Raw genomic sequence first — 22196 nt, forward strand, 5'->3', positions numbered from 1 at the left:
CATTCCTGCGTGTGTAGGAGTGACAAACAAAACCCGGCAAATTAGCCGGGTTTTTGTTTTGCGAGACTACGGATTGTGGCAATGTGATGCCTCCAAACCATAGGAGGGTTTCCGATGTCTCGATTTTTGCAGTTAAGAGAGCTTAAGACGAAGCAAGATGACGCGATCTCTGAGTATTGGCGTGATCTGCAGGGCACTGTCGGAGTCATCCGCGAGGGGTTCTCAAACTTCTTGGAGCTTCCGGAAACGACGTACCTAGATAATGAGCGTAACGAAACCCCGTATGTGAGGATCGCCAAGGTTGTAAATGGTGATTACAAGTATGTAATGCTGCATGAGCTCCCAGGGAAGGATGGATTTCTTGAGTTCGCCATCGGCCTGACGCTAGATCGCGGCGTTAGCACTTACCCGAAGCAAACAATCTTTACGTCATTGAAATTGAAGAAAGAAGAAGGTGGATACTTGGTGACGTCCTCCGAAAACAATCTTACTCATAGATCGTCTGGTTCCGGCCTAGATGCGGATTTCTCAGGCCTGTATGAGTCGCTGTTCGATATCCTTCGAAAGCATTTGAGTTATCGCCCCTGATTTACAAATTGACCCGGCCGCCGAGCCGGGTTTTTTATTGCCTCGAATTCGACTCGCTGGGAGGTGCGCATGAAGCTGAAAGCCAAAAGCAATCTGCTGGAGCGCGCCAGAACGGCATGGGAGGCGGTCGCACGCCAAGTTGGCGAGACCGACTTCTCGCGCCATCCGCGCACCGGCGAGTATCTGCATCCCGGTGTCTCTATGGGTTGGCGCATCCACAAAAAGAATCTGTAGTTTTACCTGTAGCCAGGGCAGCCTTCGGGAAGGCCTGGACGTCGATAGCCGGATAGTGCGACGCACGGATCAACGCCGGCAGCCCGCGCACTCTGACCTCACAATGCTTTCAGGGTGGCGCGAGACAGTAACAGCGAGATCGATGCAAAGGGGCGTCGACGCTGGGATGGTCTTTGGCCGACAGCTCGGAAAGACGAGCGCACCTATTCAGGGCCTCTGCATTTGCGGAGGCTTTTTTGTTTTCGGCTCCCCACACCCATAGCCCCGAGCTGGGAGTGCAGCGGACGCCGGATTTATCAATCTCCCCAAGGGGGAGGCAACCCGGATGCCAAACATGCCTGACAAGCCAGACACATGGGCCAAGCTCTGGCTGGCGTTGAGCAATCCGCTAATGGCGGGCGTCATCATGGCCATCACCGTTTGCTTGCTTCGCGTCATCTACGACGGAAAAGAAACCAGCGTGCGCCGGATCATTTTCGAGGCGCTGATTTGCGGATCGCTGAGTCTCGTAGCGTCCAGCGTTATTGAGTGGATGGCCTGGCCTTCAAGCTTATCGATCGCTGCCGGTGGCACGATCGGCTTCCTCGGCGTGACAGCCATTCGCGAGCTGGTGACCCGATTCCTCGGTCGCAAGGCGGATGCCGCATGAAGGCCTTCGCTGCTGCAGCCATCATTGCCCTGGTAGCGATCCTGCTCGTTGGGATTCAGCAGTACCGGGTTATCGCCCTGCGCGCCGACGTGAAGTTCGAAGCCGGTGAGAGGCAGAAGGCGGTCGACGCCAACCTCGAAAGCCAGGCCACGATCACCACCCTGCGCGCCGAAGCCCAGCGCAACGCCGATTACCAGAAAGACCTGAACAAGCGGTTACAGGCCAGTCAGGCCAAAGCCAAAAAGGCGGAGAAGAACTTTGAAGAACTCAAACGCAACAGCAAGCCTGTTCGTGATTGGGCTGCTCAGCCTCTGCCTGACGGCCTGCGCGGGAAAGCCGGCGGTGGTAACAAAGACAGCGGCGGTAAGAGTCGAACCCCCTGAGCTGGTGCCATGTGAGCGGGTAGCTGATGAGGACCTCGCCGACAACGGCCAGCTGTGGGAGCTGAAGAACCAAGCCATCAACCTGCTCGACACCTGCGCAGATCAGGTGGACGCGCAGATCAAACGCAGTCAGAGCAAGTAGGTCGCGACACTTTTCGCGAGAGTGCAAATTGTGTCGCGACACGTCTGGTATCGCTCGGGTGAGCGATATATGCCTCGTCAGCCTCGGATGAGAGCGGCCTCGATCTGATCCGCATACTTGGATAGGTTTTCCATCTCTTGCTCTACCTGACCATGGTGTCCGGGAGAGTTAGCGCATTTAGAGATGATGACCTCGAGTGCCGCAGCTACTGCGGTAGCGCGTTTAACCTCTGCAGATCGTCCGCCGATTGCGTTGTTCACGATTGAATCAATTGCGCCTGCCATTTGTTGCTCCTTGCATTGAGTGAGCGACCACCAATACCGGCAACCAGCCACCATTTCAAGTATCCAGTGAGGAAGCGTATGACGACCATCACCTACAAAGACGGCGTGATTGCCTACGACTCTCGCCAAACCAGGTCAGGGGCGATCGTCTCAGATGATTGCTCGAAGTGCGCGACCGTTGAGGGAGTCAGTTTCTTCCTGACTGGAGCGGTATGTGACGAGAAGGCTTTGATTGCCGCCTACTTCGGAACCCCCTCAATCGTTCCCGTTGAGTGCTCAGGCTATGTCGTCGACGGCGGCAAGCTGATGATGGTCGGCCACGACGACAAGACAGGCATTTGGAAACAAGAGCTCGACCAATCCAACCCTGACGCCATTGGCAGCGGCTCCGCCTATGCCTTGGCAGCGATGGATATGGGCGCAAGCGCTGTGGACGCGGTTCGCGCCGCCATGAAGCGTGACATCTACACCGGCGGCACCATCCGCACGATGACCATCAAGCAAGAATAAGGATCCCCATGACAACCAAGCAACCCGACTGGGAGGCGATCGAACGAGCCTACCGGGCTGGGTCGCTTTCAGTTCGAGCAATCGCCGAAGAGAGCAACATCTCTCACGTAGCGATTGCCAAGCGAGCGAAGAAGGAAGGCTGGGTGCGCGACCTGACGGATAAGGTCAGAGCCGCAGCCAAACGAAAGGTTACCAACGCGGTTACCACGGAAAGTTACCAAGACCCACTGGTAACCGAAGAACAGATCATTGAGGAGGCTTCCGACAAGGTTGCCTCTGTAGTGCTCGCGCACCGGGTTGATCTGGCTCAGTGGCGAGGCATTGCGAACAAGCTCAGTGCCGCGCTTCAGGCCATGACAGTCAACGAGGCGAACATCGGCGACTTCTCCCGATCGCTCAACGCGGGCGTCGATGCCCAGCTCAAGGTCATCAAGGGCGAGCGCCAGGCCTACAACCTCGACACGGAAGAGGGTGACAAGACAGTCGATACCCTGGCCGCGATGATGGACGAACTATCGAAGGACGCCTGACATGAAGCCCGAGCACATGAAGCTGCTCCGGGATAAGCGTTGGCGGTTGAACAATCTCTACTTCATCACCGACAAGCAGGGCAAGAAAGTCCGCTTCCGGATGACGGACGAGCAGATTGAATACTTCGATGGGATGCATACCCGCAACATCATCCTGAAGGCTCGGCAGCTCGGCTTCACTACTGAGTGCTGCATCATCCAGCTCGACGCCGCTCTATTCGAGTCGGCGAAGTGCGCGCTGATCGCTCACACCCTGAACGACGCCAAGCGCCTGTTCCGGGAGAAGGTCAAATATGCCTACGACAACCTGCCTAAAGAGATACGCGCCGCCAATCCTGCTTCTAACGATGCTGCTGGTGAGCTTGTGTTCAGCAAAGGCGGATCGCTCTACGTGTCCACGTCCTTCCGGGGCGGGACTCTACGGTATCTGCACGTATCCGAGTTCGGGAAGATCTGCGCCAAGTTTCCCCACAAGGCCAGAGAGATCGTCACCGGCGCCTTCGAGGCTGTCGCCACCGATTGCTTCGTCACGATTGAATCGACGGCGGAGGGGCGGGCGGGCTACTTCTTCGAGTACTCGCAGAGCGCAGAGAAGCAGCTGCTGTCCGGTACGCCGCTGGGCAAGCTGGACTGGAAGTTCTTCTTTTTCAGTTGGTGGAAGAACAAGGCCTACTGGCTCGATCCTGCCGAAGCGGTCATCCCGCAGCGCCTGACCGACTACTTCAACGAGCTGTTCGCCAAGCACGGCATCGACACCAACCCCGGCCAGCGCGCCTGGTACGCCGCCAAGGAGAAGACCCTCGGCGACGACATGAAGCGGGAATACCCATCGATTCCGGCCGAAGCATTCCAGCAGTCGATCGAGGGCGCCTACTACGCCCAGCAGTTCACAAAGCTGTATGCCGCTCAGCGCATCGGCACGCTGCCAGACAACAGTCACCTGCCGGTGATGACCTTCTGGGACATCGGCGTCGGCGATTCCACGGCCATCTGGTTTGTGCGTCAGGTCGGCAACGAGTACCACGTCATCGACTTCTACCAGAACAGCGGGGAAGGCCTGCGGCATTACATGAAGGTGCTCAAGGACAAGGGTTACACCTACTCCGAACACTGGGGGCCGCACGACATCGACAACCGCGAGTTCGGTAGCGATGCCAAGACCCGCCGGGAAATGGCGCGCGAAGGCTACGAGATCGACGGCCAGCACTACCGCATGACGTTCCAGGTCGTGCCGAAGATCGGCGTCGACGACGGCATTGATCAGGCACGGGAAATCCTCGGGCTCTGCGCCTTTGACGAGGCGAAGTGCGAAGAGGGCATCACCGCGCTGGAGAACTACCGCAAAGAGTGGGACGACAAGAAGGGCTGCTGGAAAGACAAGCCGCTTCATGACTGGGCGTCTCACCCGTCCGATGCATTCCGGTACTTCGCTGTCGCCAAGAGCGCAAGGAAGCCGGTCAAATCAATCAAAATGGGATTCGCACGCTAATGGCAGACGTCACTTACACCCGCCCGGAGTACGACGCGGCACAGTCCCGTTGGCGGCTGGTGCGCGACGTGTGCAAGGGCTCCGAGACTGTAAAGGCTCGCGGGGATCACTACCTGCCTCGGCCAAACCCTCACGATGAGAGCGACGAGAACAAGGCGCGGTTCGCCACGTATCTGATGCGCGCCGTGTTCTACAACGCTACTGGGCGCACGAAGAACAGTCTGGTGGGGGCAGTGTTTCGCACCTGGCCAACGCTCACCGTCCCAGCCGCACTTGAATACGTCGCCAAGGACGTCGATGGCCAGGGCATCAGCATTTACCAGCAGTCTCAATCGGTCATCGGGCACATTCTCGAAGTCGGCCGCCACGGGCTGCTGGTGGACTATCCAAGCGTTGAGCCAGGAGCGACCAGCAAGGCGGACAGCGCGGCAATGGGCATCCGCCCAACCATCGCCAGCTACAACGCTGAGTGCATCATCAACTGGAAGACACGCAAGGTCGGCGGGCAGCACCTGCTGAGCCTGGTTGTGCTGAAGGAAGTGGTCGACAAGGACACGGATGACGGCTTCGGGGTTGAGAGCAAAGATCAATATCGCGTGCTGCGCCTGAATGACTCTGGCGTGTACGAGCAGGAACTGTGGACGACTGAGGGCGGGAGCTGGGCGGCAACTGACGCGCACACGCCTCTAGATGGCACGGGCAAGCCTTGGCGCCTGATCCCCTTCATGTTCGTCGGCAGCGAGAACAACGATTCGTCGATTGATGACTCTCCGCTGTACGACATGGCCGAGATCAACATCGGGCATTACCACAACAGCGCGGACTACGAGGACTCGGTCTGGTTCTCGGGTCAGCCCCAGTTCTGGATCGCCGGCCTTGATGAGGCGTGGCGAGATCACCTGGAAGAGAACGGCATCTATGTCGGATCGCGTGCGCCGCTGACGCTGCCAGTCAATGGATCGTGCGGATTCGCCCAGCCTGAGCCGAATACCCTCGTCAAAGAGGCCATGGACGGCAAGAAAGAGGACATGGTTTCGCTCGGCGCCCGCCTGATTGAGCGTGGTAGCGCGGTTAAGACCGCAACCCAGGCTGACAACGACAGCGCGGCAGAGCACAGCATCCTGTCGCTGGCCGTGAGTAACGTCAGCGAGGCCTACAGCCAGTGCCTGATGTGGATGTGCGCATTCGAGAATGTCGCCGGCGAAGCGCTGCTGAAGCTGAATCAGGACTTCACTCAAGTGAGTCTCGACGCGGCAATCATGGCCAGCCTGTTCAATGCAGTGCAGGCCGGGCGCGTGCCTGAGTCTGACTTCTGGCAATACCTGCGCGATCGCGGCGTGATCGATCCAGAGAAGACCGACGACGACATTCGCGGCGAGCTCGAAGCGAATCCAGTAGGCCTTGGCCTGGACGATGAGGACAAACCAGATGGCGGCAAACCAAGCGATCCATGATGCCACCATTCGGCACGCTGTCTTCCTCGAAAGGCTGAAGGCGGGGGAGGTGAAGAAGTTCACCCCCTTCCTCAAGGAGATCGACCGCTCTCTGCGTGAGCGATTGACGAAGTCCGATCTGACCGGATTTAGTCGCAATCGATTGGAGAAGCTGCTCGACGAGGTGGATAGCCTGCTGCTTGGCATATTCACCCGCTTCACCGATCAGCTGACGCTGGATCTGATTGACCTTGCCAACTACGAAGCGCAGTTCGAGGCAACGAGCCTGACGAAAGCGGTACCCGCCGGCATCAGCCTTGAGGCTGCGATTCCATCTGTCACGGCGATCCGCTCGGCAGTGATGAACAACCCGCTCAGCATCCGAGACGGCGGCAAACTGCTCAAGCCATTCATCAAGGACTGGACGACGGCTGAGCGCGAGCGTGTCACCGGCGCAATCCGGCAAGGATTCTTCGAGGGGCAGACGAACTTCCAGATCCTGCAGAACATTCGAGGCACGAAGGCAGCAGGGTACACAGACGGCATTCTTGCTATCACTGACCGCAACGCCTCAACGGTGGTGCGCACTGCCATCCAGCACGTTGCCAGCCAGGCGCGAATGGAGACGGCGAAGGCCAACACCGACATCGTCACCGAGATACAGCTGGTTGCCACGCTCGACAGCAAGACTAGCCAGATTTGCCGGACGCTGGATAAGCGCCGATTCCCTGTCGATTCGGGGCCAAGGCCACCGTTTCACCCGAACTGCCGAACCACCTTCGTGCTGCTGACGCGCCTCAGCGAAATGTTCGAGAAGGACGCCACAAGGGCCTCAAAAGGAGCGGATGGTGCAGCGCAAGTCAGCGCCGATCTCGATTACTACCACTGGCTCAAGCAGCAGCCCGCATCGTTTCAGGACAAAGCCATTGGCAAGGCCCGTGGTGCTCTGTTCCGCAACGGCGGGCTCAGCGTTAAGCGCTTTTCCGAGCTCCAGCTCGATCGCAACTTCAAACCACTGACACTCGTTGAGATGAAGGCCTTGGAGCCTTTGGCCTTCGAGCGCGCAGGCATCTGATCCGCAGGCTGAGCCTGTAAACCAGTCCCAGGGGGACAGCATGAAATACCTAATCGACAAAGCAGCATATGACGCGCTCGAACCATCCATGCAAGCGTTCTACAAGGCGCAAGGCGAAGACTACGTGCTGGCAGTAGAAGGCTTGCCGGCACCTGAGGACGTCACGGGTTTGAAAGCCAAGAATGACGAATTGCTGGCTGAGCTTCGAGCCAACAAGACGAAGGCGCGCGAAGCTGAAGAGGCGGCGCGAATCGCTGCCGAGGACGCCGCACGCAAGTCCGGCGACACTGAAGCGCTCGACCGCAGCTGGCAGGAAAAGCACACCGCAGCACTGGCCGAGAAGGACGGCACGCTGAGCGCGCTACAGGCTCAGGTTCATGCTCTCACCGTAGGCGCAACTGCTGCACGCGTGGCCGGAGAGCTGGCCGTGCAGGGCTCTGCCGCCGTGCTGCAACAAATCATCGAGCCTCGCCTCTCCATGGAGCTGCGCGAGGGCAAGCCCACCGTCGTGGTGCTGGACGCTGAGCGCCGGCCTACCGCTCTGACGGTGGAAGAGTTCAAGACTCAACTTTACAACGACGCCTCCCTGGCTCCGTTGATCGCTTCAAGCAGGGCTTCTGGTGGCGGGGCTGCCGGCGGCAAAGGCGGCGGGGCCGCAAAAACGTGGAACCAACTTACCGGGATGGAGCGCGTAGAGCTCCGCCGAACCAACCCCGCCGAGCACGCGCGCCTGAAGGCAGCGGCTGAGGCATCGTAAAAGGACCTATCGCAATGCCAACCATTCTTTCCGACGTCATCTTCCGTGACGAGCTGCGGGACTACATCAGCGTCAACACCGTCGAGCGCACCGCGTTCTTCCAGTCGGGCATCCTGACCACCAACTCGGACATGACCCAGTTGCTGGCCAGCCCGTCCAACACCTTCACCATTCCGTGGTGGGTTGACCTGGATGCGTCCATCGAGTCGAACTACTCGAACGACGTGTACACCGACATCGCGGTACCGCTGTCGGTCACCAGCGCTTCCATGCAGGCGCGCGCCGCGTACCTCAACGAAGGCTGGAACTGCATGAACTTGGTGAAGAACATCACCAAGCAAGATCCGCTGGAGTTCGTGGCGAGCCGCCTGATCTCGTACTGGCAGCGCGTGGCCCAGCGCCGCACCATCGCCACTGCGGTCGGTATCTACAACGACAACGTGGCCAGTAATGGCGGTGACATGGTCGTAGACGCGGGCGGCTTGATCAGCCCGACTGCTGTGATCCGCGCCCGAGGCACCATGGGCGACTACACCGGCCAACTGGGCGGCCTGAGCGTGATTGCCATGCACTCGGCAGTTCACACCGAACTGGCCATTCAGAACCAGATCGATTACACGCCGATCGCAGACCAGACCCCAGAGTTCGGTCGCTTCCAAGGCATGCCGGTCGTTCTGGATGACGGTCTGCCTGTGATTGGCACCGGCCCAACCGCCAAGTACCTGTCGATCATTTTCGGCCCGGGCGCTATCGGCTACGCCGAGCAGCAGCCGGAAGGCGAAGACGGCCTGGAGTACGACCGCACGCCTGATCGCGGTAACGGTGGCGGTGCGGAAACCCTGTGGACTCGTCGCAACTTCGTTGTGCATCCGCTGGGCTTCTCGTTCACCAGCACCACCATCACCGGTACCCCGACCACAACTCGCCCGATCTCGGCGAACTGGGCGGACCTGGCGCTGGCCACCAACTGGGAGCGCAAGTTCGCTCGCAAGCAGGTGCCTATGGCGTTCATCACCTCCCTCGTTACTGCGGCAACGCCGTAACCGAGCGCGCGGCGGGTGAGTTGCCCGCCGCGCAGAACTGATCCAGGAGAAACCCATGACCGTGCAAAAAGACAATCACATCGACCCGAACATCAAGGCCCGCTGGGGCTTCGGCGGAACCGAAGGCAATATCACCGTCGGTCCCGAAACCGTAGGCGAAACCGGCGGGGTTGATACTGCTCGCACTCGCTCGGACGAGAGCGGCGCTCGCAACAATGGCGGCGGCGCAGACGAGACGCAGGCTATCCGCCTTGAGCTCACCGACACTCAGGACCAGCTCGCCCAGGCATTGGCAGATCTCGCTGCCGAACGCGCGAAGAACGCCGATCCGCGTGATAGCCTGACCATCCCGGAAATCAAGGAGCAACTGGACGCCAAGGAAGTTAAGTATTCGTCCACTGCCAACAAGGCTGAGCTGCTGGAACTGCTCAAGGCCCAGCCCGCCACCCAGGAGTAACAAATGCTCATCATCGAGGACGGTACCGGCAAGCCTGACGCGGACAGCTACTCAACCGCAGCGGAACTGGTTAGCTACGCCGCGCGGTACGGCGTGACCATTCCGGCGGAAGAGGCAGCACAGGAAACGCTGCTTCGCCGGGCCGCCTTGGCGATGGATGGCATGAAGTGGAAAGGATGCCGGGCCAACGGTGACCAGGCGCTGGCCTGGCCTCGCCGTGGCGTGAACATCGACGGCGAAAACAAGCCGTCCGACTACATTCCTGCACGTATCCAGTACGGGCAGATGGCCCTCGCGGGCGAGATCCACGCAGACGATATCGACCCGCCGGAGACACGCAAAGGCGCGATCATCCGCGAGCGCGTGGAAGGCGCGGTGGATACCGAATACGCGGCAATCTCCAATACCAGCGGCAAACTGTTGCCGGCGGCTCCGGATCGTCCGAGCCATACGCAGTTTGCCGACTACCTCCAGAAGCGCGGGCTTTACGCCATAAGGGCCTGACCAATGAGTGAGTTCTACGACCGCATGGCCGCCACCGCTCTGCGGTTGATTACTCAATACGGCCAGCCGGTAACGCTTCGAGACATCCAACCGGCGGAGTACGACCCGGACAATCCCGATGGTGGCGAAGTGGTGATTGAGCAAACCGCCCAAGGCATCCTGCTCGACTTCACCGGCCTTGAATTCCAGAGCGACACCCTGATTGTGCGCGGCGACAAGAAACTCAAGATCGCGGCGCTGGGCATGGACTGGAAGCCGAAACCGCAGATCAAGGCGGACGTGCAGGGCAAAACGTGGACGGTGATCAACTTCAAGGAGATCAACCCGGCCGGCACGCCACTGCTGTACGAACTGCAGGTGCGCTCATGAACAAGTACGCAGGACAGCAGGGCAGCTTCGCGTTACAGCTGGCAGAGTTCGCAGAGCAGGCCAAGGATGCGGTCGACGCCAGCCTTCGCGAGATCATCATCGAGATCGGCAACTCGCTGATCCGCATGTCGCCGGTAGACACCGGGCGATTCCGTGGCAACTGGCAGATGACGATTGATGCGCCGGCTGCTGGCACGCTCAGCGCGCTTGACCCAACGGGCGCAGAGGCGACGGCGCGCATCGCGGGCGAGTCGATCCTGTTTCGGGCAGGCACCACAGCCTTCATCGTGAACAATCTGCCATACGCGATCCCGCTGGAGTACGGGCACTCCGATCAGGCGCCTGGCGGGATGGTGCGCATCACCCAGGCCCGCTTCCAACAGATCGTGCTCGAAGCCATCAGGAACAACCAGGTATGAGCCACAACATCATTGCTGCGGCCTTCGAGTCGCGCCTGCTGACTTGGGCCAAGGCTCGCGCCAAGCCGATCAAGGTTGTGGTCGAGAACGAAACTTACACGCCAGCGACGGGCGAGACGTATCTGCGGGCTTTCACTATGCCGGCGGTCACGGCCAGCAACACGCTGAGCGGCGACCATCGGGTCTACTCTGGCGTGTTCCAGGTCAACATCGTGACGGCCTCCGGCAAGTACCGCACCGAGGCGAGCGGTATTGTTGATGAACTGGCGGCGCTGTTCCCGCTCAATCTGCGTATTCCCCGCGCTGGGCTTGTGGCGCTGGTCATGACGCCAGTTGCGCCGGGTCCCGGGATACCAGACGGCAACACCTTCACGGTGCCGGCCTCGTTCCAATACCGATCCGACACCAACTAATCCGCCCGTTGGGCAAACCCAGAGCCCGCCATTGAGCGGGTTTTGTCATTTCTGCACAGAGGAACATTCTCAATGAGCGCCATTCTTCCCAACGGCTCCATTCTCGAAATCGCAGCGACTTTCAGCGCGCTGAAACCTGTAAGTGCCATCAGCAACGCGAATCCGGCGGTTGCTACGGCCGCCGCGCACGGCCTTACCGACGGCGACGTTATCGTCGTGAACTCCGGTTGGACGCGCCTGAACGATAAGGTCGCCCGCGTAGCCGAATCCGACGTAGGCACTTTCGAGCTGGAAGGCATCAACACCACCAATACCGTCGTGTACACGGCTGGTGCAGGCGCGGGTTCGGTTCGTGCGGCGAGTGGCTGGGCTCAAATCAGCCAGATCACCGGCAGCACCAGTGCGGGCGGCGAGCAGCAATTCACAACCTTCGGCTTCCTTGAAGAATCCGACGACCGCCAACTGCCGACCACCAAGTCGCCGATGAGCATGAGTATCACCGTGGCGGACGACCCAGGCTTGCCGTACGTGGTGGCTGTTGAAGCGGCCGACGATGATCGAGCGCCTCGCGTTCTGCGTTTGACGCTGCCGAACGGCTCGGTGATTTATTACAACGCATACGTTTCCATCACTGCTACCCCAACACTCGACCGCAACAACATCATGACCCGCACGATCACCCTGTCGCTGGCCTCCCGTCCAACTCGTTACGCAGCGGCGGTGTAATCCATGGCCAAGATCAAGATCTCCCAGAACCCGACCTTCAAGGCGAAGGTCGCGATCCCGCGCGTCGGCGCTGACCCGGTCAGTGTTGAGTTCGAGTTCAAGTACATGGACCGGCTGGCCTTGGCCGCGCACTTCGATAAGTGGAACGCGGCACGCGACGAGCACGCCAAAAAGGTGCAGGAAGACGACATGACTTGGCAGGAAGCGACCGCCGCTGAAATCGCGCTGCAGGTCGGCCAGCTCAAGGACATCGTTGCGAGCTGGGCTTTCGACGAGAAGCTGTCTGACGAATCTCTGACTGCGCTGGTTACCACCTGCATTGGTGCGCCTCAGGCCGTTCTGGAAGCGTACCAAACCGCCTACCAGCCGGCCCGCCTGGGAAACTGACCGGCGCCGCCCGTGCCATCTATGAGCCAGGCCCATCAGAAGCTGCCCTTGCGGCTTTCGGTTTGACCTTGGCGGACATTCCCGCCGTCGAGTACGAGGTCTGGCCAGACAACTGGCGGGCCTTTCTGCTGTTCGAGGCGATGTCCACGCAGTGGCGCGTAGGCATGGGCGGGGCTACCGGGCTGGACTACAACGCCTTGCCGCCGGTGGCCTCGATGCTGGGCATGAAGCGGCGCGAAATCCCTGAAGTCTTCCAGGACATTCGTGTCATGGAAGCAGAAGCCATGCTCGTGATGAGCGAATCGAAATAACGGAGCCCGCATGACTTCTATTGCTGAACTCGGCATCAAGGTCGATTCGACCGATGCTGCGCAGGCGAGCTCCGACCTCGACAAGCTGACTGCGGCGGGTGCGCGGGCCGAAAAGGCGGCGGAAGGCGTCTCCAAAGGCGCCGACAAGGCAACAGCTTCGATCAAGAAGCAGAAGGACGAGCTGAGCGATCTGCTCGGCGAGATCGACCCGACAGTTAAGGCGCTCGGCAGGCTGGACGAACTTGAGAACAAGCTGGCCAAGCAGAAGAAACTCGGCGCGCTTGATGCGTCGACCTTCAGCGAATACCAGTCAAAGATCGACCAGTCTCGAGCGAATCTGTCCCGTTTTGATGACAGCCTGACCCGCACTGGCAACACCGCCAAACAGACGGCCGCTGCACTTCGTGGCGTGCCTGCACAGTTCACCGATATCGCGGTATCGCTGCAAGGTGGCCAGGCTCCGCTGACTGTGCTGCTCCAGCAGGGCGGACAGCTCAAAGATATGTTCGGCGGCATCGGCCCAGCTGCGAAAGCACTGGGCGGTTACGTCCTCGGCCTGATCAACCCGTTTACTGTGGCTGCGGCGGCTGTTGGTGCGCTGACACTGGCCTATTACAAAGGCAGCCAAGAGGCCGACGAGTACAACAAGGCAATCATCTTCACCGGCAACTCTGCCGGCACGAGCGCTACTCAGCTGGCGTCGATGGCGCAGCAGGTGAGCGCAACGGTCGGCACCACTGGCGCTGCTGCCGAGGTGCTGGCCAAGCTCGCGGGCAACGGCAAGATCGCAAGCGGCAGTTTCGAAGAGATCACCGAAGCCGCTCTGCAGATGGAAAAGGCCACCGGCAAGTCTATCGACGAGACGATTGCCGAGTTCGCGAAGATTGCCAAGGACCCCGTCTCTGCTGCCAAGGAGTTGAACGACCAGTACAACTTCCTCACTGCCTCGGTCTACTCGCAGATCGTGGCGCTGAAAGAGCAGGGCGACACAATTGGGGCGGCGAAGCTGCTCACCGACACATACGCCAATACCATTGAAGAGCGCACCGGGCAGGTCACTCAGAACCTCGGCCTGATCGAGAGCGCCTGGAACAAAATCAAGCAAGCAGCCTCTGGCGCGCTGGATGCCGCGAAAGAAATTGGCCGGATTCAAACCTTGGAGCAGCAGGCTGAGGTCATCCGCCAAAGACTCCAGACGAATCAGGGGCGAGGCGGGCGCGCTGCTGCTCTGGGGCTGGAAACGCGGGATGTCGCAAAGGATCGCGGAGAGCTGGCGTTCCTCGAATTACAGATCGACGCGGAAAAGTCCCGTACGAAGTTCATTGGCGACCGGGTAGCCATCGAGCGAGGCGGGATTGACGCTGCGATCAGGCTGAAATCCATCAGTGACTCGAACCTCACCAACGAGGAAAAGCGCAACAAGCTGATTAAGGAGTACAAGCGCGACGTCGAAGCGCTGCGCAAGGCGAACCCGAACGATCCGCTGGTGCAGGAAGCGGTTGTCTCGAAGACGATCCAGAACATCCGCGACAAGAACAAGGATCCGAAAGCCGCGACCTCAGCGGTAAACCTGACCGAGTTCAACGACTCGAAAAATCAGCTCTCGCTGATCCTCGGTGAATATAAAAACGCCCAGAAGGAGCTGGAAGCCGCGCAGAAAGCTGGGCTGGTCACGCAGGAGGACTATCTGCTCAAGCGCCAGTCGCTGATCGGCAACGAGCGAGACGAGGTAACCGCCGCGTATCAGGCTGAAATCAGTTCGCTGGAGGCCGCGAAGGGCAAGGCCAGCACCTCTGCTGCGCAGCGTATCCAGCTCGACCAGAAGATCGCCGATGCCAGGGCCAATATGGTCAAGGCCCAGAAGGAAGCCGACAGTGAGCTCGAAGTCATCGCGACGAACGAGCAGGGCCGGCTCGCCAAGCAGGCGCAGGCGATCAAGGTCTACACCGATGCCCTCGACCAGCAGAGCGTCGCCCTGCGGCGCGCTGGCGGCCGTGCAGCGGATGGCGTTGGCCGTGGCGACCGGGAGAACGCCATCAATGGCGAACTGAACGGCGTTGCCGATCGAGCCAACCAGCAGCGTCTGGATCTGGCGCGCGACCGGGCCGACAAGGCGCGCAACATGAGCGCCGAGGAGTACCAGGCAAAGCTCGACGCGATCAACAGAAGCGAGATGGACCTGAGCGAAACAGTGCTCAGCAACTACGAGCAGATGTCGGCCGCGCAAAGCGATTGGCGCAACGGGGCAACCTCGGCGTTCAGCAACTATCTGGAGAGCGCGCGTAACATCGCCGGCCAGACTCGCGACCTGTTCAGCAATGCCTTCAGCTCGATGGAAGACGCAGTCGTCAACTTCGCCATGACCGGGAAGCTGTCGTTTGCTGACTTCACTAAGTCGATTCTGGCGGACATGGCGCGGATCGCGACCCGTCAGGCCAGTTCGGCGTTGCTGAGCAGTTTGGTCGGCGCTGGCGCGAGCTACTTCGGTGGCGGCGCGGCTACGTCAGCGGGCTCTACTGCGGCCGGCTACAGCGGTGACCTGTCTGGCTTCACGCCGGGCAGCGTCCAAGCAAATGGTGGCGCGTGGTCTGGCGGCGTTCAGATGTTCGCCAATGGTGCAGCGTTTACCAACTCCATCGTGAGCAAGCCAACAGCGTTCGGGATGGCAGGCGGGCAGGCGGGCGTCATGGGCGAGGCGGGGCCAGAGGCAATCATGCCACTGACCCGCACGGCCGGCGGCCAACTGGGCGTGCGCGCAATCAGCGGCGGCGGAAGTGGTGGCGGAAACGTTTACAACTTCCCTGTCGCGGTGTCGGTGCAAACCCAAGGCGCTGGCGGCGCGGCAAGCGCAGAAGACACGACGCAGCTTGGCAAAGGCATTCAGCAGGCGGCGAAAGCAGAAGCTGAAACCGCGATCGCCCGAGCGCTGCAACCCGGCGGCTCAATCTGGAAACTCACGAACGGGAGGGGCTGATGGCCATCGAGACATTCAACTGGCCAACCCAGCACGGTGACGCGCCCGAGATCTTGTATCGAGTGCGCACCGCGCAGTTCGGCGACGGCTACAAACAGGAAGTAGGCGACGGTCCGAACAACAAGGAAGACGCGTACCCGATCACCTACAGCGGCCCTCAAGCCAAGGTACTGGAGATCATGGCGTTCCTCGATCGGCATGCCGGCGCGAAAGCCTTCCTTTGGACGACTCCCTTGGGCCAGCTTGGCCTGTTCACCTGCAAGAACCCCGTGCCCACTCCGGTGGGCGGCGGCGTTTTCAAACTCACCGCCACGTTCGAGCGGGCATTCCATCCATAAGGGGCAACCATGCCGCTGATCAGTGACATCCAGGTGATTGAGCCTGGCAGCGAAGTGCTGCTCTTTGAATTGGACGGCACTGACTATGGCGCGGACGTTTTGCGCTTCCATGGGCACGCGATACCGCACACGGCGGCCGAACTGATCGCCGCCGGTGCTGATGCCGACCAGTTGCCGGCGAAGGCGATCTATTGGCAGGGCAACGAGTACAGCGCCTGGCCGATGCAGATCGATGGTATTGAGGCGAACGGCGACGGCACTGCGGTTCGCCCCACTCTGTCAGTGGGCAACATCAACGGGCGCATCACGGCCCTCTGTCTGGCATTCGAGGACTTGCTCGAGTTCAAGCTGACGATGCGGCACACGCTCGGCAGCTACCTCGATGCGGCGAACTTTCCGGCAGGCAACCCAACAGCTGACCCAACCCAAGAGACGATCGAGGTCTGGTACATCGACCAGAAGACGAACGAGGACGGCGAGACGGTCAGTTGGGAGCTGGCCAGCCCGGGTGACGTCGGCTATGAGTCAATCGGCCGGCAGGCTACGACGCTTTGCCACTGGTGTCTCACCGGCGGCTATCGCGGGCCGAACTGCGGCTACACCGGCCCGTACGTCACGAAGGACGGCGTCATCACCGACAACCCAGAACTGGACGAATGCGACGCCACGCTGGGCAAGGGCTGCATTCCGCGCTTCGGTGAGGGCAACCCGCTGCCGTTCGGTGGCTTCCCGGCCGTTTCCCTGATCGCACGGAGCTGAAATGCGAAAGCACATCTTGAATGCAATCCAGGCGCACGCGGCGGCCGAATACCCGAAAGAGAGCTGCGGGCTGCTGCTGGCGATCGGGCGCAAGCAGCAATACTTTCCTTGCATCAACGTTTCGACTGAGCCGAACGAAGAGTTCCGGATCGATCCGGAGCAGTACGCCGCGGCCGAAGACGAAGGCGAAGTAATCGGCATAATTCATTCGCATCCGGATGCCACCAGCAGGCCGTCGTCGCGTGACCTTGCCATATGCGAAGCAACGGCGATGCCCTGGCACATCCTGAGCTGGCCGGAAGGTGATCTGCGCACCATCGTGCCGAACGGCGAAGTGCCGCTGCTGAAACGTCCATTCGTCCACGGGGCTTGGGATTGCTGGCAGGTCTGCGCCGACTGGTACAAGCGCGAGTGGGGGCTGGAGTTCGAAGCCTTCAAGCGCGCCGATGGTTGGTGGGAGAGCAAGGACAGCATCAGCCTGTACGAAGCGAACTACGAGGCTGCCGGCTTCTACCGGGTCGACCAGCCGCAGCGCGGCGACATGATCGTGATGGAAGTGGGGCGCACCGTTTACCCGAACCACGCCGGGATATTCCTCGGCAGTGATCCGGCGCTGCCGGGTGAGGATGCGGCGACGTTCGGGCTGGGTCCGTTCCTGCTGCACCACCTGTACGGCAGACCGTCAGAGGTCATTGTCTTCGGCGGGCCGTGGCTCGACCGCACGCGACTGGTGCTGCGTCACAAGGGCGCGCGGTGATATCTTGGCCAATCTTCCAAAGGAGTGAGCCATGAGAATTATCGTAGGGGCATTGGCACTTGCCCTGCTTGCTGGATGCGTATCACCGGGCGAACTGCAAAAAAATGATCCAAGCTTCAAGGCAGCCACAGCGAAAGACCCGAAGCGCTACGCGCTTTGCGTCTTTCCGAAATGGCAGGACGCCAGAAGCGATGCCTCAATGTCCGAGACAGAAAACGGATACAGATTGTTGGTCGCGAGCAACAATATGACCGACGAGCTGCTGGATATACGCAAAGCACCGAAGGGCAGTACCGTAACGCTGTATCAGCGCATGGCATGGTCGCCGGGCTATGGCCGCGGAGACATGAAGCAGGCGATAAAAGATTGCCTTTGAACACCCAAAAAAACAGCCGCCGAAAGGCGGTTTTTTTATGTCTGGAGGAAACCGTGACAGCAACTGCACATTGCCGGCCAATGATGACGACCATTCTTCTATCGGGTCCGCTGATTAAACTGTTCGGCCGAGTTCACTACCGCGAACTGGGCAGTCGCTCCGTAGGGGAGGCGTTCAAGGCGCTGAAGTGCACGCTGGAGGGGTTCGACGCAGCGATCAAAGACTTGGAGCGGCGCGGTCTGCGCTTCGCCATTTTCCGGAACAGAAAGAACGTACCTGAGAAGGATTTCGCGCTGGGCGGCGCTCAGGAAATCCGCATCGTGCCGGTGGTTGGCGGCAGCAAGCGTGCTGGCCTGCTTCAAACGATCATCGGCGCAGTCCTGATTGCTGCATCGTTCATTCCGGGGTTTCAGGCTTTGGCCCCGGTGGGCATTGCACTCGTTGCCGGCGGTGTCATCCAAATGCTCAGTCCGCAGGCCTCAGGCCTGAAGCAAAGCGCATCCCCCGAGAACTCCCCGTCCTACGCGTTCGGCAGCGCCAAGAACACCACAGCCAGCGGCAACCCGGTACCGATCTGCATCGGCGAACGTCGTTGGGGCGGCATGATCATCTCGGCCTCGATCCTGGCTGAAGACAAAGTGTAATCAGGACAGCAGCACACCGACCGCCCGCGAGGCGGTTTTTTTTGCCTGGAGGAAAGCATGGGCGCAGCAGCACAGATCGATATCCACGGCGAGAAGGGCGGCAGCAGCAAGCCGAAGTCGCCGACCGAAGCCAGCGACAGTCTGCGCTCGACCAACCTGGCCAAGCTGCTGATTGCCGTGGGCGAGGGGGAGTTCGACAGCGTCCCGACCGATTACGACATCTATCTGGACAACACGCCGATCCGCGATGCCAGTGGCAATTACAACTTCCCGAATGTGAAGTGGGACTGGCGCCCGGGGTCGGTGGATCAGACGTACATTCCCGGCATTCCGTCCGTGGAGAACGAGACGTCGCTGAACATTGAGCTGCGCAGCGATTCGCCGTGGGTGCGCTCGATCACCAACACCCAGCTTTCCGCCGTGCGCATGCGTTTGGCCTGGCCGGCGCTGCAACGGTCTGATGACCAAGGCAACGTCGGTGGCTACCGCATCGAATACGCGATCGACGTGGCCACCGACGGCGGCGCCTATCAGCAGGTGCTGGTGGACGCAGTCGACGGCAAGACCACCACGCGCTACGAGCGCTCCCGTCGCATCGATTTGCCGGACGCCACCACCGGCTGGCAGATCCGCGTGCGCCGGCTGACGCCAAACCAGAACACCAACAAGATCGCCGACACCATGCTGGTGGCCGGTTATACCGAAGTGATCGACGCCAAGCTGCGCTATCCGAACACTGCGCTGCTATACATTGAGTTCGACGCCGAGCAATTCACCAACATCCCGGCCGTAACCGTGAAGTGCAAGGCCCGGCGCTGGATGGTGCCGAGCAATTACGACCCGATCGCCCGCACCTACACCGGGACGTGGGACGGCTCGATGAAGTCGGCCTGGACCAATAACCCGGCGTGGATCACCTACGGCATCTGCACCGAAGACAGGTTCGGCCTGGGCAAGCGCATCAAGCCGTTCATGGTCGATAAGTGGGAGCTGTACCGCATCGCTCAATACTGCGACCAGCTGGTGCCGAACGGGCTCGGCGGCCAGGAGCCGCGCTTCCTCTGCGACATGAATCTGCAGGGCAAGGCCGATGCCTGGTCGCTGCTGCGCGACATCTCGGCGATTTACCGGGGCATGACGTACTGGGCTCAGGGCCAACTGGTCATGCAGGCGGACATGCCGCGTGCGCAGGACTTCGACTACGTGTTCACTCGGTCCAATGTCATCGACGGCAAGTTCTCCTATGGCAGTGCCTCGGCGAAGACCCGTTACACCCGGGCGCTGGTCAGCTACGACAACCCGGCGAACAACTACGACACCGACGTCATTCCGTTCGCCGACCTCGATCTTCAACGCCGCTACGGCGACCGGCCGACCGAGCTCAGCGCCATTGGCTGCACCCGCGCGTCTGAGGCCCAGCGCCGTGGCAAGTGGGCGATCCTCAGCAACAACCAAGACCGCACCGTCTCGTTCAAGACCGGCATGGAGGGCGTGATCCCGTTGCCGGGCCATATCATCCCGGTGGCGGATTCGCTGCTGGCTGGCCGGGAAGTGGGCGGCCGGATCTCGGCGGTGGCGGGGCGGGTGATTACCCTCGATCGCGACACCCAGGCCAAGGCCGGCGACCGGCTGATCATCAACCTGCCGGGTGGCCGTGCCGAAGGTCGCACCGTGCAAAGCGTCAACGGCCACGCCGTAACCGTCACGGTCGCGTACAGCGAGCCGCCGGTGGTGCAGTTGCAATGGGCGCTCGATGCCGATGATCTGGCGATCCCGCTCTATCGCGTGCTGCGCACCAAACGCACCACCGAGGGCGACTACGAAATCAGCGCGCTCCAGTTCGAGCCGAGCAAGTTCGCTTTCATCGACACCGGTGCACGCCTGGAAGAACGTCCGATCAGCGTGATCCCGATCACCGTCGTTCCGGCGCCGGCGAGCGTTACGCTTTCGTCGACCTCATCGGTGGTGCAGGGTCTGGCCGTGGCCACCATGACGATCACTTGGCCGGCCGTGGATGGCGCTGTCGGCTACGACGTTGAATGGCGCAAGGACAGCGGCAACTGGATCAAGCTGCAGCGCACCGGCATGACCAACGTTGATGTGGTTGGCATCTACGCCGGCGCCTACGTGGCCCGGGTGCGTGCGGTGAGCGCGTTCGATATCACGTCGCCGTGGCGCAACTCGATCCTGACCAACCTCACCGGTAAGCAGGGGCTGCCGCCGGCGCTGGCGTTCCTTACCGCAACACCGTTGCTGTTCGGCATTTACCTCAAGTGGGGTTTCCCTGCTGGCGCCGAGGACAGCCAGCGCACGGAGATCTGGTACGGGCCGACGACCGAACTGGATGCCGCAACCAAGCTGACAGACCTGGCCTATCCGCAGAGTGATTTCTCCATGCTAGGCCTGCGCGCCGGCGTGACCTTCTATTTCTGGGGGCGCATCGTCGACAAGATCGGCAACATCGGTCCGTGGTATCCGGTCGGGCTTGGTGTGCAGGGGCAATCCAGTTCGGATGCCGCTGCCATTCTGGAAATGATCGCCGGACAAATCACCGAGACGGAACTCGGCGAGGATCTGCTGGCAGAAATCGAGAAGATTCCTGGCTTGCAGGCGCAGATCGACGCGCTCGACGGCCTGAAAGGGTACAACCCCGATGCCACCTATGACGAGTACGACCTGGTGGTGCAGGGCAAGCGGATATACCAGGCAACCGGCCCGGTACCCGTCGATACCCCACCACCGAACCCGCTGTACTGGCTCGACGTTGGGCAGACAGTGGAGACGGCGAATGGTCTCGCGCAGCAGGTAGCGACCAACACCACGGAGATCTCCGAACTCGACGGCGTGGTCACCGCTCAAGCCACAGCGTTCGAAGCCCTCCGCGCCTCCTACCGAGACGATGATGGTGCTGGTGATCTCGCGGACGCGATCAAGAGCTACACCAGCACCGCGGCGGTCGCTTCCGAATCGAAGGTTCGTGCCTCTGAGACCGAGGCGATGGCGCGCCGCCAGACAGAACTGACCGCGGAGGTATCGGAAAACTCGGCGAACGTCACTCTCCTTGAGGAGGTCGTCGCAACGAACCAGCAAGCGACTGCTCAACAATTGGTTCAGCTCAGCACCACCGTTGGAAACCAGCAGACGGCGATTCAGCAGAACACGTCGATCATTAATGACGTGAACGGGAAGGTCACTGCGAGCTGGTCGGTAAAAATGCAATACAACTCTGGGACAGGGCAGTACATCGCCGCCGGTGTTGGTCTTGGAATTGAAAACGGACCAGCCGGGTTGCAGAGCCAGTTCCTGGTGAGCGCAGACCGCTTCGCCATCGTCAACACCATTGCCGGCGGTGCCATCGCGGTTCCGTTTGCAGTGCAGGGTGGTCAGGTGTTCATGAATTCGGCGTTCATTCAAGACGGAACGATCACCAACGCCAAGATCGGCAGCTACATCAGCTCCACCAACTACATCCCCGGCCAGCAAGGCTGGATCCTGAACAAAGACGGCACGCTTGAAATAAACGGCATCGTTCCAGGGCAAGGTCGTCTGGTGATCAACTCACTGAACGTCTCGGTCTACGACGCCAACAACGTGCTGCGTGTTCGTCTCGGCTATCTGGGGTAATCAATGGCGCTATTTGGACTG

28 protein-coding genes are annotated in these 22196 nt (G+C 60.6%); 27 read left to right on the plus strand and 1 reads right to left on the minus strand.

Annotated features, from left to right (window positions below; all coding sequences use genetic code 11):
* The first annotated feature begins 114 nt into the window (after window positions 1-114).
* From ACIGDJ_RS05295 to ACIGDJ_RS05315, 5 genes are all read left to right on the plus strand, one after another.
* Window positions 115-588, plus strand: coding sequence for a hypothetical protein (locus ACIGDJ_RS05295; protein ID WP_397478758.1), 474 nt, complete (start codon window positions 115-117; stop codon window positions 586-588).
* A 69-nt stretch (window positions 589-657) separates the two neighbouring features.
* Window positions 658-822: a hypothetical protein gene (locus tag ACIGDJ_RS05300; protein WP_158004333.1), complete on the plus strand. Its 165-nt coding sequence runs from the start codon at window positions 658-660 to the stop codon at window positions 820-822.
* Window positions 823-1147: 325 nt separating this feature from the next.
* Complete coding sequence (locus ACIGDJ_RS05305; RefSeq protein WP_038861473.1) at window positions 1148-1471, plus strand: phage holin, lambda family; 324 nt, start codon at window positions 1148-1150, stop codon at window positions 1469-1471.
* Window positions 1468-1854 (plus strand): hypothetical protein, encoded by a 387-nt coding sequence (locus ACIGDJ_RS05310; RefSeq protein ID WP_047297580.1) that lies wholly within the window; start codon window positions 1468-1470, stop codon window positions 1852-1854. The genes ACIGDJ_RS05305 and ACIGDJ_RS05310 overlap by 4 nt, the downstream gene beginning before the upstream one ends.
* Window positions 1814-1996 carry a hypothetical protein gene (locus ACIGDJ_RS05315; RefSeq protein WP_047297581.1) on the plus strand — a complete coding sequence of 61 codons (183 nt, stop codon included), beginning with the start codon at window positions 1814-1816 and terminating at the stop codon, window positions 1994-1996. The genes ACIGDJ_RS05310 and ACIGDJ_RS05315 overlap by 41 nt, the downstream gene beginning before the upstream one ends.
* A gap of 77 nt (window positions 1997-2073) precedes the next feature.
* Here the strand turns inward: ACIGDJ_RS05315 and ACIGDJ_RS05320 are convergent, their stop codons facing one another.
* On the minus strand, window positions 2074-2280 hold the full coding sequence (locus ACIGDJ_RS05320; RefSeq protein ID WP_047297582.1) for a hypothetical protein: 207 nt from the start codon (window positions 2278-2280) through the stop codon (window positions 2074-2076).
* Between the two features lie 78 nt (window positions 2281-2358).
* Here ACIGDJ_RS05320 and ACIGDJ_RS05325 point away from each other — a divergent pair, with 78 nt between their 5' ends.
* The 22 genes from ACIGDJ_RS05325 to ACIGDJ_RS05430 all read left to right on the plus strand — a co-directional run bounded on the left by ACIGDJ_RS05325 (window position 2359) and on the right by ACIGDJ_RS05430 (window position 22175).
* Window positions 2359-2790, plus strand: a complete 432-nt coding sequence (locus ACIGDJ_RS05325) for a proteasome subunit beta (RefSeq protein ID WP_047297583.1) — start codon at window positions 2359-2361, stop codon at window positions 2788-2790.
* Between the two features lie 8 nt (window positions 2791-2798).
* Window positions 2799-3320: a hypothetical protein gene (locus tag ACIGDJ_RS05330; RefSeq protein ID WP_047297584.1), complete on the plus strand. Its 522-nt coding sequence runs from the start codon at window positions 2799-2801 to the stop codon at window positions 3318-3320.
* Window position 3321: 1 nt separating this feature from the next.
* Window positions 3322-4809, plus strand: a complete 1488-nt coding sequence (locus ACIGDJ_RS05335; protein WP_397478759.1) for a terminase — start codon at window positions 3322-3324, stop codon at window positions 4807-4809.
* On the plus strand, window positions 4809-6263 hold the full coding sequence (locus ACIGDJ_RS05340) for a DUF4055 domain-containing protein (protein WP_397478760.1): 1455 nt from the start codon (window positions 4809-4811) through the stop codon (window positions 6261-6263). The genes ACIGDJ_RS05335 and ACIGDJ_RS05340 overlap by 1 nt, the downstream gene beginning before the upstream one ends.
* On the plus strand, window positions 6238-7317 hold the full coding sequence (locus ACIGDJ_RS05345; RefSeq protein ID WP_397478761.1) for a minor capsid protein: 1080 nt from the start codon (window positions 6238-6240) through the stop codon (window positions 7315-7317). The genes ACIGDJ_RS05340 and ACIGDJ_RS05345 overlap by 26 nt, the downstream gene beginning before the upstream one ends.
* Before the next feature lie 40 nt (window positions 7318-7357).
* Window positions 7358-8074: a hypothetical protein gene (locus ACIGDJ_RS05350; protein ID WP_397478762.1), complete on the plus strand. Its 717-nt coding sequence runs from the start codon at window positions 7358-7360 to the stop codon at window positions 8072-8074.
* A 14-nt stretch (window positions 8075-8088) separates the two neighbouring features.
* The gene (locus ACIGDJ_RS05355; protein WP_252877556.1) at window positions 8089-9117 is read left to right on the plus strand and encodes a hypothetical protein; all 1029 of its coding nucleotides are present in this window, start codon (window positions 8089-8091) and stop codon (window positions 9115-9117) included.
* Window positions 9118-9172: 55 nt separating this feature from the next.
* Window positions 9173-9574: a HeH/LEM domain-containing protein gene (locus ACIGDJ_RS05360; RefSeq protein WP_397478763.1), complete on the plus strand. Its 402-nt coding sequence runs from the start codon at window positions 9173-9175 to the stop codon at window positions 9572-9574.
* A gap of 3 nt (window positions 9575-9577) precedes the next feature.
* The gene (locus tag ACIGDJ_RS05365) at window positions 9578-10078 is read left to right on the plus strand and encodes a DnaT-like ssDNA-binding protein (RefSeq protein ID WP_252877558.1); all 501 of its coding nucleotides are present in this window, start codon (window positions 9578-9580) and stop codon (window positions 10076-10078) included.
* A gap of 3 nt (window positions 10079-10081) precedes the next feature.
* On the plus strand, window positions 10082-10447 hold the full coding sequence (locus ACIGDJ_RS05370; RefSeq protein WP_397478764.1) for a hypothetical protein: 366 nt from the start codon (window positions 10082-10084) through the stop codon (window positions 10445-10447).
* Window positions 10444-10866: an HK97 gp10 family phage protein gene (locus ACIGDJ_RS05375; RefSeq protein WP_397478765.1), complete on the plus strand. Its 423-nt coding sequence runs from the start codon at window positions 10444-10446 to the stop codon at window positions 10864-10866. The genes ACIGDJ_RS05370 and ACIGDJ_RS05375 overlap by 4 nt, the downstream gene beginning before the upstream one ends.
* Window positions 10863-11279 carry a phage tail terminator-like protein gene (locus ACIGDJ_RS05380; protein WP_397478766.1) on the plus strand — a complete coding sequence of 139 codons (417 nt, stop codon included), beginning with the start codon at window positions 10863-10865 and terminating at the stop codon, window positions 11277-11279. Before ACIGDJ_RS05375 ends, ACIGDJ_RS05380 begins: the two co-directional genes overlap by 4 nt.
* Window positions 11280-11351: 72 nt before the next feature.
* Window positions 11352-12005 carry a phage tail protein gene (locus ACIGDJ_RS05385; protein ID WP_397478767.1) on the plus strand — a complete coding sequence of 218 codons (654 nt, stop codon included), beginning with the start codon at window positions 11352-11354 and terminating at the stop codon, window positions 12003-12005.
* A gap of 3 nt (window positions 12006-12008) precedes the next feature.
* On the plus strand, window positions 12009-12392 hold the full coding sequence (locus tag ACIGDJ_RS05390; RefSeq protein WP_397478768.1) for a phage tail assembly chaperone: 384 nt from the start codon (window positions 12009-12011) through the stop codon (window positions 12390-12392).
* A 68-nt stretch (window positions 12393-12460) separates the two neighbouring features.
* Complete coding sequence (locus ACIGDJ_RS05395; protein ID WP_397478769.1) at window positions 12461-12703, plus strand: DUF1799 domain-containing protein; 243 nt, start codon at window positions 12461-12463, stop codon at window positions 12701-12703.
* 10 nt (window positions 12704-12713) lie between these two features.
* Entirely contained in the window at window positions 12714-15677 is a 2964-nt protein-coding gene (locus tag ACIGDJ_RS05400) for a phage tail tape measure protein (RefSeq protein ID WP_397478770.1), read from the plus strand.
* Window positions 15677-16015 (plus strand): phage tail protein, encoded by a 339-nt coding sequence (locus ACIGDJ_RS05405; protein ID WP_339100211.1) that lies wholly within the window; start codon window positions 15677-15679, stop codon window positions 16013-16015. Before ACIGDJ_RS05400 ends, ACIGDJ_RS05405 begins: the two co-directional genes overlap by 1 nt.
* Before the next feature lie 9 nt (window positions 16016-16024).
* On the plus strand, window positions 16025-16774 hold the full coding sequence (locus ACIGDJ_RS05410; protein WP_397478771.1) for a phage minor tail protein L: 750 nt from the start codon (window positions 16025-16027) through the stop codon (window positions 16772-16774).
* A 1-nt stretch (window position 16775) separates the two neighbouring features.
* Window positions 16776-17531, plus strand: coding sequence for a C40 family peptidase (locus ACIGDJ_RS05415; protein WP_397478772.1), 756 nt, complete (start codon window positions 16776-16778; stop codon window positions 17529-17531).
* A gap of 31 nt (window positions 17532-17562) precedes the next feature.
* Window positions 17563-17907 (plus strand): hypothetical protein, encoded by a 345-nt coding sequence (locus ACIGDJ_RS05420; RefSeq protein WP_397478773.1) that lies wholly within the window; start codon window positions 17563-17565, stop codon window positions 17905-17907.
* A gap of 80 nt (window positions 17908-17987) precedes the next feature.
* A complete protein-coding gene (locus ACIGDJ_RS05425; protein ID WP_186566057.1) occupies window positions 17988-18551 on the plus strand; it encodes a tail assembly protein in 564 nt (187 codons plus the stop codon).
* A gap of 57 nt (window positions 18552-18608) precedes the next feature.
* The gene (locus ACIGDJ_RS05430) at window positions 18609-22175 is read left to right on the plus strand and encodes a phage tail protein (RefSeq protein WP_397478774.1); all 3567 of its coding nucleotides are present in this window, start codon (window positions 18609-18611) and stop codon (window positions 22173-22175) included.
* The last annotated feature ends 21 nt before the right edge of the window (window positions 22176-22196 follow it).

This window comes from Pseudomonas sp. NPDC079367 (assembly GCF_044542195.1).
In the GTDB taxonomy this organism is placed as follows: domain Bacteria; phylum Pseudomonadota; class Gammaproteobacteria; order Pseudomonadales; family Pseudomonadaceae; genus Aquipseudomonas.

Excerpts from the sequence above, each read along its gene's own strand:
- ACIGDJ_RS05295 (WP_397478758.1), top strand. The coding sequence starts at position 115 with ATGTCTCGATTTTTGCAGTTAAGAGAGCTTAAGACGAAGCAAGATGAC.
- ACIGDJ_RS05300 (WP_158004333.1), top strand. The coding sequence starts at position 658 with ATGAAGCTGAAAGCCAAAAGCAATCTGCTGGAGCGCGCCAGAACGGCA.
- ACIGDJ_RS05305 (WP_038861473.1), top strand. The coding sequence starts at position 1,148 with ATGCCAAACATGCCTGACAAGCCAGACACATGGGCCAAGCTCTGGCTG.
- ACIGDJ_RS05310 (WP_047297580.1), top strand. The coding sequence starts at position 1,468 with ATGAAGGCCTTCGCTGCTGCAGCCATCATTGCCCTGGTAGCGATCCTG.
- ACIGDJ_RS05320 (WP_047297582.1), bottom strand. The coding sequence starts at position 2,280 with ATGGCAGGCGCAATTGATTCAATCGTGAACAACGCAATCGGCGGACGA.
- ACIGDJ_RS05325 (WP_047297583.1), top strand. The coding sequence starts at position 2,359 with ATGACGACCATCACCTACAAAGACGGCGTGATTGCCTACGACTCTCGC.
- ACIGDJ_RS05330 (WP_047297584.1), top strand. The coding sequence starts at position 2,799 with ATGACAACCAAGCAACCCGACTGGGAGGCGATCGAACGAGCCTACCGG.
- ACIGDJ_RS05335 (WP_397478759.1), top strand. The coding sequence starts at position 3,322 with ATGAAGCCCGAGCACATGAAGCTGCTCCGGGATAAGCGTTGGCGGTTG.
- ACIGDJ_RS05340 (WP_397478760.1), top strand. The coding sequence starts at position 4,809 with ATGGCAGACGTCACTTACACCCGCCCGGAGTACGACGCGGCACAGTCC.
- ACIGDJ_RS05345 (WP_397478761.1), top strand. The coding sequence starts at position 6,238 with ATGGCGGCAAACCAAGCGATCCATGATGCCACCATTCGGCACGCTGTC.
- ACIGDJ_RS05350 (WP_397478762.1), top strand. The coding sequence starts at position 7,358 with ATGAAATACCTAATCGACAAAGCAGCATATGACGCGCTCGAACCATCC.
- ACIGDJ_RS05355 (WP_252877556.1), top strand. The coding sequence starts at position 8,089 with ATGCCAACCATTCTTTCCGACGTCATCTTCCGTGACGAGCTGCGGGAC.
- ACIGDJ_RS05360 (WP_397478763.1), top strand. The coding sequence starts at position 9,173 with ATGACCGTGCAAAAAGACAATCACATCGACCCGAACATCAAGGCCCGC.
- ACIGDJ_RS05365 (WP_252877558.1), top strand. The coding sequence starts at position 9,578 with ATGCTCATCATCGAGGACGGTACCGGCAAGCCTGACGCGGACAGCTAC.
- ACIGDJ_RS05370 (WP_397478764.1), top strand. The coding sequence starts at position 10,082 with ATGAGTGAGTTCTACGACCGCATGGCCGCCACCGCTCTGCGGTTGATT.
- ACIGDJ_RS05375 (WP_397478765.1), top strand. The coding sequence starts at position 10,444 with ATGAACAAGTACGCAGGACAGCAGGGCAGCTTCGCGTTACAGCTGGCA.
- ACIGDJ_RS05380 (WP_397478766.1), top strand. The coding sequence starts at position 10,863 with ATGAGCCACAACATCATTGCTGCGGCCTTCGAGTCGCGCCTGCTGACT.
- ACIGDJ_RS05385 (WP_397478767.1), top strand. The coding sequence starts at position 11,352 with ATGAGCGCCATTCTTCCCAACGGCTCCATTCTCGAAATCGCAGCGACT.
- ACIGDJ_RS05390 (WP_397478768.1), top strand. The coding sequence starts at position 12,009 with ATGGCCAAGATCAAGATCTCCCAGAACCCGACCTTCAAGGCGAAGGTC.
- ACIGDJ_RS05400 (WP_397478770.1), top strand. The coding sequence starts at position 12,714 with ATGACTTCTATTGCTGAACTCGGCATCAAGGTCGATTCGACCGATGCT.
- ACIGDJ_RS05405 (WP_339100211.1), top strand. The coding sequence starts at position 15,677 with ATGGCCATCGAGACATTCAACTGGCCAACCCAGCACGGTGACGCGCCC.
- ACIGDJ_RS05410 (WP_397478771.1), top strand. The coding sequence starts at position 16,025 with ATGCCGCTGATCAGTGACATCCAGGTGATTGAGCCTGGCAGCGAAGTG.
- ACIGDJ_RS05415 (WP_397478772.1), top strand. The coding sequence starts at position 16,776 with ATGCGAAAGCACATCTTGAATGCAATCCAGGCGCACGCGGCGGCCGAA.
- ACIGDJ_RS05420 (WP_397478773.1), top strand. The coding sequence starts at position 17,563 with ATGAGAATTATCGTAGGGGCATTGGCACTTGCCCTGCTTGCTGGATGC.
- ACIGDJ_RS05425 (WP_186566057.1), top strand. The coding sequence starts at position 17,988 with ATGATGACGACCATTCTTCTATCGGGTCCGCTGATTAAACTGTTCGGC.
- ACIGDJ_RS05430 (WP_397478774.1), top strand. The coding sequence starts at position 18,609 with ATGGGCGCAGCAGCACAGATCGATATCCACGGCGAGAAGGGCGGCAGC.